Annotated in this window: 7 protein-coding genes; 2 read left to right on the forward strand and 5 right to left on the reverse strand. The window is 71.7% G+C overall.

All coding sequences use genetic code 11. The annotated features are described in order from the left end of the window. Nucleotides 1–41: 41 nt before the first annotated feature. Both D1350_RS15545 and galK read left to right on the forward strand, forming a co-directional pair. Nucleotides 42–1,685, forward strand: coding sequence for a glycoside hydrolase family 53 protein (locus tag D1350_RS15545; protein ID WP_125776921.1), 1,644 nt, complete (start codon nt 42–44; stop codon nt 1,683–1,685). 128 nt (nt 1,686–1,813) lie between these two features. Next, complete coding sequence (gene galK, locus D1350_RS15550) at nt 1,814–3,031, forward strand: galactokinase (RefSeq protein ID WP_125776922.1); 1,218 nt, start codon at nt 1,814–1,816, stop codon at nt 3,029–3,031. Nucleotides 3,032–3,144: 113 nt separating this feature from the next. Here galK and D1350_RS15555 read toward each other — a convergent pair whose 3' ends face one another. From D1350_RS15555 to D1350_RS15575, 5 genes are all read right to left on the reverse strand, one after another. Beyond that, nucleotides 3,145–4,335, reverse strand: a complete 1,191-nt coding sequence (locus tag D1350_RS15555; protein WP_125776923.1) for an ABC transporter permease — start codon at nt 4,333–4,335, stop codon at nt 3,145–3,147. Then, entirely contained in the window at nt 4,332–5,186 is an 855-nt protein-coding gene (locus D1350_RS15560; RefSeq protein ID WP_125776924.1) for an ABC transporter ATP-binding protein, read from the reverse strand. The genes D1350_RS15555 and D1350_RS15560 overlap by 4 nt, the downstream gene beginning before the upstream one ends. Then, nucleotides 5,183–6,250, reverse strand: a complete 1,068-nt coding sequence (locus tag D1350_RS15565) for an efflux RND transporter periplasmic adaptor subunit (RefSeq protein ID WP_125776925.1) — start codon at nt 6,248–6,250, stop codon at nt 5,183–5,185. The genes D1350_RS15560 and D1350_RS15565 overlap by 4 nt, the downstream gene beginning before the upstream one ends. A gap of 256 nt (nt 6,251–6,506) precedes the next feature. Continuing rightward, nucleotides 6,507–7,316, reverse strand: coding sequence for an exodeoxyribonuclease III (locus tag D1350_RS15570; RefSeq protein ID WP_125776926.1), 810 nt, complete (start codon nt 7,314–7,316; stop codon nt 6,507–6,509). A 36-nt stretch (nt 7,317–7,352) separates the two neighbouring features. Then, nucleotides 7,353–7,850 (reverse strand): VOC family protein, encoded by a 498-nt coding sequence (locus D1350_RS15575; RefSeq protein WP_125776927.1) that lies wholly within the window; start codon nt 7,848–7,850, stop codon nt 7,353–7,355. Nucleotides 7,851–8,093: the final 243 nt, after the last annotated feature.

Genomic DNA, 8,093 nt, shown 5'->3' on the forward strand with positions numbered 1-8,093 from the left:
GAGCCGCGGCCGCCGACGGGCACCACGTCAAGGAGGACGTCATGAAGCACCGAGCACGTCTCGCCGCCGCGGCGCTCGCCGTCGCGGCGCTCGCCGTCGCGGCGCTGGCCGCCACGTCGGCCGCGATCCCCGCCCAGGCCAAGCCCAGGGCGACCGCCGCGCCGGCGTCGTTCGCCAACCCGGGCTTCGAGTCCGGTCTCACCGGGTGGGACGTCAAGTCCGCCACCGGCGACAAGGCCGCCGCGAAGGTCGAGGCCGGCGGCGCCGTCCCGTGGGCCGCCTCCGGCGCCGGGAACCACCTCACCCACTGGGCCGACCACGCCTACCAGGTCACGACCTCCGACGGCGTGTCCGGTCTGAGCACGGGCTGGTGGACCGCCGGCGCCTGGGTCAGGTCCGGCGCGGGTCTCGCTGCCACGCGCCTCACCCTGACGGGCTGCGGCGGCGGCCGGGACGGGTCCGTCGTGGTGCCGTGGACCGAGCAGGACGAAGCCTGGATCAAGGTGTCGGCGTCGGCGTACGTGGCCGACGGGTCGTGCACCGTCGGGATCGCGACGACCGGCGCCGCGGGCGCCTGGGTCAACGTCGACGACCTCACGCTCGAGCCGGGCCGCGTCCAGCGCGACGTCCGGGGCGGCGACCTGTCCGGCGTCGCGAAGAACGAGGACTTCGGCGCCACGTACGCCCGCGCGAACGGGACGCCCGGCGACCCCGTGGAGATCCTCGCCGACGCCGGGATGAACCTCGGCCGGCTCAAGGTCTGGGTGGACCCGGCCGACGGCTACAACGAGGTGACGCACGTGGTCGAGTCGGCCCGGCGCATCGAGGCGGCCGGGATGGACGTCATGATCGACTTCCACTACTCCGACCGCTGGACGGACCCGGGCGCGCAGGGTGTCCCGGCCGCGTGGGAGGGCTCCACGGTGCCCCGGCTCGCGCAGCACGTGCACGACCACACCGCCGAGGTCATGCGGGCCGTCGTGGCCGCGGGCGTCAGCGTCGAGTACGTCCAGGTCGGCAACGAGATCAACCCGGGCATGCTGTGGCCGTACGGCCAGACCTGGGACGTCACGCCGGGCGACAGCGTCGACGGCGCCCAGTGGGACAGCCTCGCGCTGTTCCTGACGGCCGGGCACGACGCCGTCAAGGAGGTCTCGCCCGGGACGCAGACGATCCTGCACCTGACGAACATCAACAACGGGATCGGTTCGCTGACCTGGTGGTTCGACGAGGTGACGAAGCGCGGCGTGCCGTTCGACCTCGTCGGGCTGAGCTACTACGGCTACTGGCACGGGTCGCTCGCGGACCTGCAGGAGGCGGTGACGACGCTCTCGGCCCGCTACGACCGTGACGTCATGGTGGTCGAGACGGCGTACCCGTTCACCCTCACCGACGACACGCCCGCCTGGGGCAACATCATCGACCTGCCGTCGGAGCTCGTGCCGGGCTACCCGGCCACGCCCGCGGGGCAGGCTGCGGCGTTCCGCGCCGTGCAGGACGTCGTGGCCTCCGCGCCCGGTGGGCGCGGCCTCGGCACCGTGTACTGGGAGCCGGCGTGGACCTCGGTGGCGGGCAACGGCTGGGACCCGGCCGACCCGTCGTCGGGCAACGCGTGGGAGAACCAGGCCATGTTCGACTTCTCGGGCCGCCTGCTGGCTCCGGTAGCGGCGACGCTGGCGCCGTAGCCTCTCCCCGGACCGCGTCCCCCGCCCCGCCGAGGTAGTGCCTCCGTCCGACGGAGGCACTACCTCGGCGGGCGCTGGCGGCTATGGGCGATGATTGACCGCAGTCCACAGTGAAGGAGCTATTCGTCATGACCACGCCGCAGTGGGTCGAGTCCTGGGCGCCCGAGGAGGGCGCCACCCGGGTGCAGGACCTGTTCGCCCTGGCCTTCGAGGCCGGCTCCGCGCCGGGGGTGTGGTCCGCGCCGGGCCGCGTCAACCTCATCGGCGAGCACACCGACTACAACGCGGGGCTCTGCCTGCCCACCGCTCTGCCCCACCGCACGTACGTGGCGCTGCGGCCACGCGAGGACGACCTGGTGCGGCTCACGTCCGCGCAGGCGGAGGGCGTCTGGGAGACCCGGCTGTCCGACGTCGGCCCGGGTACCACGAGCGGCTGGGGCGCCTACGTCGCCGGCGTCGCGTGGGCTCTCGCCGAGGCCGGGTACAAGGTCTCGGGCTTCGAGGCCGCCGTGGACTCGTGCGTGCCGTTCGGCGCGGGCCTGTCGTCGTCGGCGGCGCTCGAGGCAGCCTTCGCCGTCGCGCTCGACGAGGTCCACGGCCTGGGGCTCGCCGCGACGGACGAGGGGCGGGCCGTGCTGGTCGACGTCTGCCGCCGGGCGGAGAACGAGATCGCCGGGGCGCCCACGGGCGGCCTCGACCAGTCGGCGTCGCTGCGCTGCGGGGAGGGCCACGCCCTCCTGCTCGACTTCCGGCCGGGCCTGCCCGCCGCGGAGTCGGCGCGGCCCGTGCCGTTCGACCTGGCCTCCGCCGGGCTCACGCTCCTGGTCGTGGACACCCGCGCCGAGCACTCCCACGCCACGGGCGAGTACGGGACGCGGCGCGCGTCGTGCGAGGAGGCCACGGACCGGCTCGGCGTGGCCTCGCTGCGCGAGATCGTGGACCTCGAGCAGGCCCTCGCGGCGCTCGAGCCGCACGACGCCGACGGCGTCCTGCGCAAGCGGGTGCGCCACGTCGTGACGGAGATCGAGCGCACCGCCCAGTTCGCCGACCTGGTCCGCGACGGCGGCGTCGAGCAGGCGGGCCCGCTCATGGTGGCGTCCCACGAGTCGCTGCGCGACGACTACGAGGTCTCGTGCCGCGAGCTCGACCTGGTCGTGTCGGCCGCGCTGGATGCGGGGGCGCTCGGCGCGCGCATGACCGGCGGCGGCTTCGGCGGCTCGGCCATCGCGCTGGTCCGGCTGCCCGACGTCGGACGGGTCGCCCAGGCGGTCGCCGACGCCTTCGCGGAAGCGGGCCTGCGGGCGCCGCTGTTCCTGGACGCCCCGCCCTCGGCGCCGGCCGGCTGAGACAGCGACGCCGAGGTAGTGCCCTCGTCGGACGGAGGCACTACCTCGGCCGGTCCCCGCGGCCGAGGTAGCAGGTCCGTCGGACAGAGGCACTACCTCGGCCGGGATGTGGGTCAGTAGCGGATCGCGTCGATCACCTTGACACGGACCGCGTAGATCGCCGGGATCAGGCCTGCGAGGGCTCCAACTCCCACCGCGCACGCCATCCCGACCAGGGCGGCGCTGAACGGGAAGCCCGGCTTGTCCTGCAGGCGCGTCCCGAAGATCGCCTCGATGGGGATGTTCTTGACCACCGCGACGGCGATCACCACACCGACGATGCCGGCCACGACCGTCGCGACGACCGACTCCATCATGACGCCGAAGAACACGCGGCCCCCGGTGGCCCCGAACGAGCGCCGGATGCCGATCTCCCGGATCCGGTACCGCACCGTCACGAGCGAGATGTTGAGCAGACCCAGGCCGCCCAGCATCAGGGCGAAGCCACCCACGCCCAGCACGACCCACTGCAGCGCCTGGTCCAGCGCGAACGGGTCCTCCCACGGGGGATCCACCTGCCCCTGGATCCCGGCCGCGTTCAGGTCACGGGTGAGCACCGTGGCGAAGTCCTTGCTGAGCTCCGGCGGGACCCAGAACTTGTACTGCTCCGCGCGTGCCTGCTCGGGCAGCCACCGGGCGACGTGATCGAACAGGATGAACGCCCGCGGACCCTCCTCGGGATAGCGCGTGGGCACCTTGCCGATGATGATTGCCGTCACCGGGGTCGCGTCGCCCTCCAGCTGGACGGTGGGTTGAGACGCGACGGCCGCGCCTGCCGCGTACGTCTCGAGGAAGGCCTGGTTCACCACGAGGACCGGCGCCAGCCGCTCGACGTCCTGCTCGGTGAACCAGCGGCCCTCCTCGAGGTCGAACCGCATGATGGTGCCGTAGTCCGGGTCGACGGACATCCACTCCGACCCCATGGGGGTCGCCGCGCCACCTGCGACGTCCACGCTGATCCAGGACTCGACCGTGTGGTACGAGATGTTGTACCGATCGGCGACCGTGTCCACCGTCGCGTCGACCTCGCTCGCGTCCTGCGGCACCGGACCGGAACCGTACGTGTAGGCGACGATGGTCCCCGCGCGCCCCGTCTCACGCTCCGTCTGCTCCGCCATGGCCTGGCCGAGCATCGTCACCGCAGCCGTGACCGCGGTGATGGCGGTGACGGCTGCCGCGACGCCGATCAGGGCGAGCAGCACGCGAACCTTGTGGATGCGCAGCTCGTCCCACGCCTCGACGATCGCGCCCACGAACCCGGTCATGCGGTGACCTCCAGCTCCGGGACAGGAAGGCCCGCCACCTCCGCCTGCTCGACCACCGCTTCCGGCGCGTCGAGATGGATGGGGACCAGGACGCCGTCGGCCAGCCGGAACTGGCGGTCCGCCCGGGCCGCGATCGCCAGGTCGTGGGTGATGGTGACGAGGGCGGAGCCCGTCTCCGTGGCCGCGCCGTCGAGGAGGTCCATGATCGCGCGACCCGTGTCCACGTCGAGCGCGCCCGTGGGCTCGTCGGCGAGGATCACCCGTGGGCTGCGAACCAGCGCCCGGGCGATCGCCACCCGCTGCTGCTCGCCGCCGGAGAGCTTCTCCGGCATGGTCTCCAGGCGGTCACCGAGGCCCACACGGGTCAGCATGTCGGCCGCGAGCCGCTTCCGGTTCCAGAACTGCTTGCCCCGCGCGTACATCAGCGGGGCGGCCACGTTCTCGAGAGCCGTCCGGCCGCTCAGCAGGTTGAACTGCTGGAAGACGAACCCGAAGTTGTCGCCGCGGGCCCGGGCACGGGCCCGGCTGCGGAGGGCGCCCACGTGCGTCCCTTCCAGGAGGTAGTCCCCTGACGTGGGCGAGTCCAGCAGGCCGAGGATGTTCAGCAGCGTCGACTTGCCCGTTCCCGACCGGCCCACGATCGCGACGTGCTCCCCCGGCCCGACAGTCAGCGTGACGCCGCGCAGGATCTTCAGCACGTTGCCGTTCGGGAGGAGGACGTGACGCGTCACGTCACGCAGGTCCACCAGCGGAGCAGGGTCCTGCGCGGGAGCCGGGTGCGGCTCGGTGTCCGGGCCGTAGGCGGCGACGGCTGGGGTCTCGGCCGTGTCTGCGATGGCGGCGTCCGTCATCCGAAGCACGCCTCCTGGTAGGCCTGCGCGGCCTCGAGGTCGCCGTTGATCGTCAGCTTCTCGTACGCCGACGGGTCGTCGCAGTCCGGCCCGCCCTCGGTCTTGTCGGCGAGCGGGGTGAACTCGAGGATCATGTCGCCGGCGGCGAGGCCCTCGGTGACCTGGATCTTGCTGCCGTCCGTGAGGCCCAGCTTGATCTCGCGCTCCTCCGGCTCGGCGCCCTCGTCGGCCACGACCCACACCTTGCCCGTCTGCGACGAGCCCAGCACCGCGCTCACCGGCACGACGACCGCGTCCTCGGCGTTGCCGTTGACGATCTCGATCTCGGCACCGAGGCCGGGGAACGCCGTCACGCCGCCGGGGATCGCGCAGCGCACGGCGCCGGTGGTGGTCGCGTTCGGGTCCGCCCCCGGGTCCGCCCCGGCACCGGGCGCGGCGGAACCGATCGTCAGGCCCGTGCAGGTGAACGGCGCGGGGCCGCCCTTCAGGGTCACCTGGGCCTCGCCGGCCGCGCCGACCAGGCGGTACTGCTGCTCCGCCGTGAGGGTGCCGGACACCGACAGGCTGCCCGGCGTGATCGTGCCGATCGTGTCGCCGACGGACACCTCCTGGTCCTTGAGGACAGTGACGTCGAGCGTGCCGCCGATGGGGGCCTTGATCGTGGTGACGGTGATCTTGGGCTTGCGCTCGGTCATCGTCTGCTCGCCGGTCGTCGGGTCGGTCTTGACCAGCGGCTCCCGCGGCTCCTCGAGACGGACCCTGAGCACCTCGGCGTCCACTCCGACGGCGCCGTCGGCGGCCACGATCTCCGAGACCTTGCCGACGGCCGTGGCCTTGACCTCGACAGGCGCGTCGGCCACCACGGACGCGGGCACGACGACGGAGTTGGTCACCGTCGCGGTGGACACCTCGATGATCGAGTCGGTGATCTCGCCGGTGGGCTGGAGGGCGTCCGGCGGCTCGAGGTCGGCGCCGGTGAAGGCGATCTTCACGAGGGCCGCGGCAATGACCGCCCAGACGACCAGCCGAAGGATGGGAAAGACGTACTGCCGGGTGATACCCAAGACGGGCTCCTCGCGTCGGCGCGGAATGCGACGGGTGTAGGGGCCGGCGCGGTCCATGACCTGCACCGACGACGTTGGCACGGACAGTAGCGAACTTTCCAGAGGTCTCGGTCCGCACCTCTCCTGCTTACGCTCCGCACGGTACTACACAGTGCGTACTAGCCGGAAGCCTTTGCCCCGCGTGGCGTCGTGGGTATGGATATGGCGGGAATCCGTGACCGGATTCCCGCCATATCCATACCCACAATTGCTGAAGTCAGAGGTCGTAGGTCGCGACGACCGCGGCGTGGTCGCTCCAGCGCTCCTCGTACGTCTCCGCACGGTCCACCTCGACCTTGCGGGCGGCAGCCGCAGCCGCAGGGTTCGCCAGCTGGTAGTCGATGCGCCAGCCCGAGTCGTTCTCGTACGCCTTGCCGCGCCACGACCACCAGGTGTACGGACCAGGGCCCTCGCCGCCGTGCTCGCGGCCGAGGTCGGTCCAGCCCGAGGCGAACCAGCGGTCGAGGTACGCGCGCTCCTCCGGAAGGAAGCCCGCCGCCTTGAGGTTGCCCTTCCAGTTCGCGATGTCCACGTTCTTGTGGGCGATGTTCACGTCACCCGCCACGACGACCGGGTGGTCCAGGGCGGACAGCTCCGCCAGACGCTCGGTGACCTTCTCCAGATAGGCGTACTTGGCGGTCATGGTCGCCTCCTGGCCCGGGCCTGTGGAACCTGAGTGGATGTAGGTCGACACCACCGTGACCAGCCCGCCGCCAGGCAGCTCGACGTCCGCCTCGACCCAGCGGCCCGTGTCGACCGGGGGCTCCGGCTCGCCCTTGCCGAGCCCCACGCGCACAGCACGCACCGGATGCTTCGACGCGACGAGCACCCCCGCCCGGCCCTTGATGTCGCACGACTGGTGCGCCACGTGCCAGCCCGCGAGCAGGTCGTTCACCACGTCGTCGGGGGCCCGCACCTCCTGCAGGAGCAGCACGTCCGGTGAGCGGGTGGCGATCCAGGAGTCCATCCCGCGGCGGAACGCGGCGCGGATCCCGTTGACGTTGGCTGTGGCGATCTGCAGGGGCACCCCGGAAGCCTACGCGGCGGGGGTGCCCCCGCCGGATCACGACACTGTGACGTCTTCGCCGCGGTAGGCCGCCTCCAGCGTGGGGATGTCGATCTTGCCCATCTTGAGCATCGCGTTGGTGGCGCGCATGTTGGCCTCGGTCGTGTAGTCGCCGCACAGCTCCTCGAGCCGCTTCGGGACGACCTGCCAGGAGACGCCGTACCGGTCCTTGAGCCACCCGCACGGGCCGGGCTCGCCGCCGTCGGCCGTGAGCGCGTCCCAGAACCGGTCGACCTCCTCCTGGGAGTCCACGCTCAGGTAGAACGAGAACGCCTCGTTCAGCGTGAAGGCCGGGCCGGCGTTGAGCCCGGTCACCGGCAGGCCCGCGACGGTGAACTCCACGATGAACGGGTCGCCCGGGTTGGCGCCGGGGATGCCCTCGACCGCCTCGACCACACGGTCCACCGACGAGCCGGGGATGGTTGCGGCGTAGAAGCGCGCCGCCTCCTCGGCCTTGTTGTTGCCGAACCACAGGTGGTTCCTGACGCTGACCATGACTGCCTCCTCGCGCATGAATCCTCCCGACGAGGATCCCTCAGGAGCGCAGACCCGGCCTGCGGGGAAAACTCATCGGCCGGGCTCGCACCACGGAGTGCGTGATCGGTAGTTGGTTGCATGATCGGCAGTTCGAACTGCCGATCATGCATGTGATGTCTCAGGACATCGTGCGTGGTTGTGTCTCGGGACATCGTGCACGGTGTGGTGTCTCAGGACATCGTGCACGGTCGGGTTTGTCAT

It is taken from the genome of Antribacter gilvus (assembly GCF_003946865.1).
Lineage (GTDB): Bacteria > Actinomycetota > Actinomycetes > Actinomycetales > Cellulomonadaceae > Antribacter > Antribacter gilvus.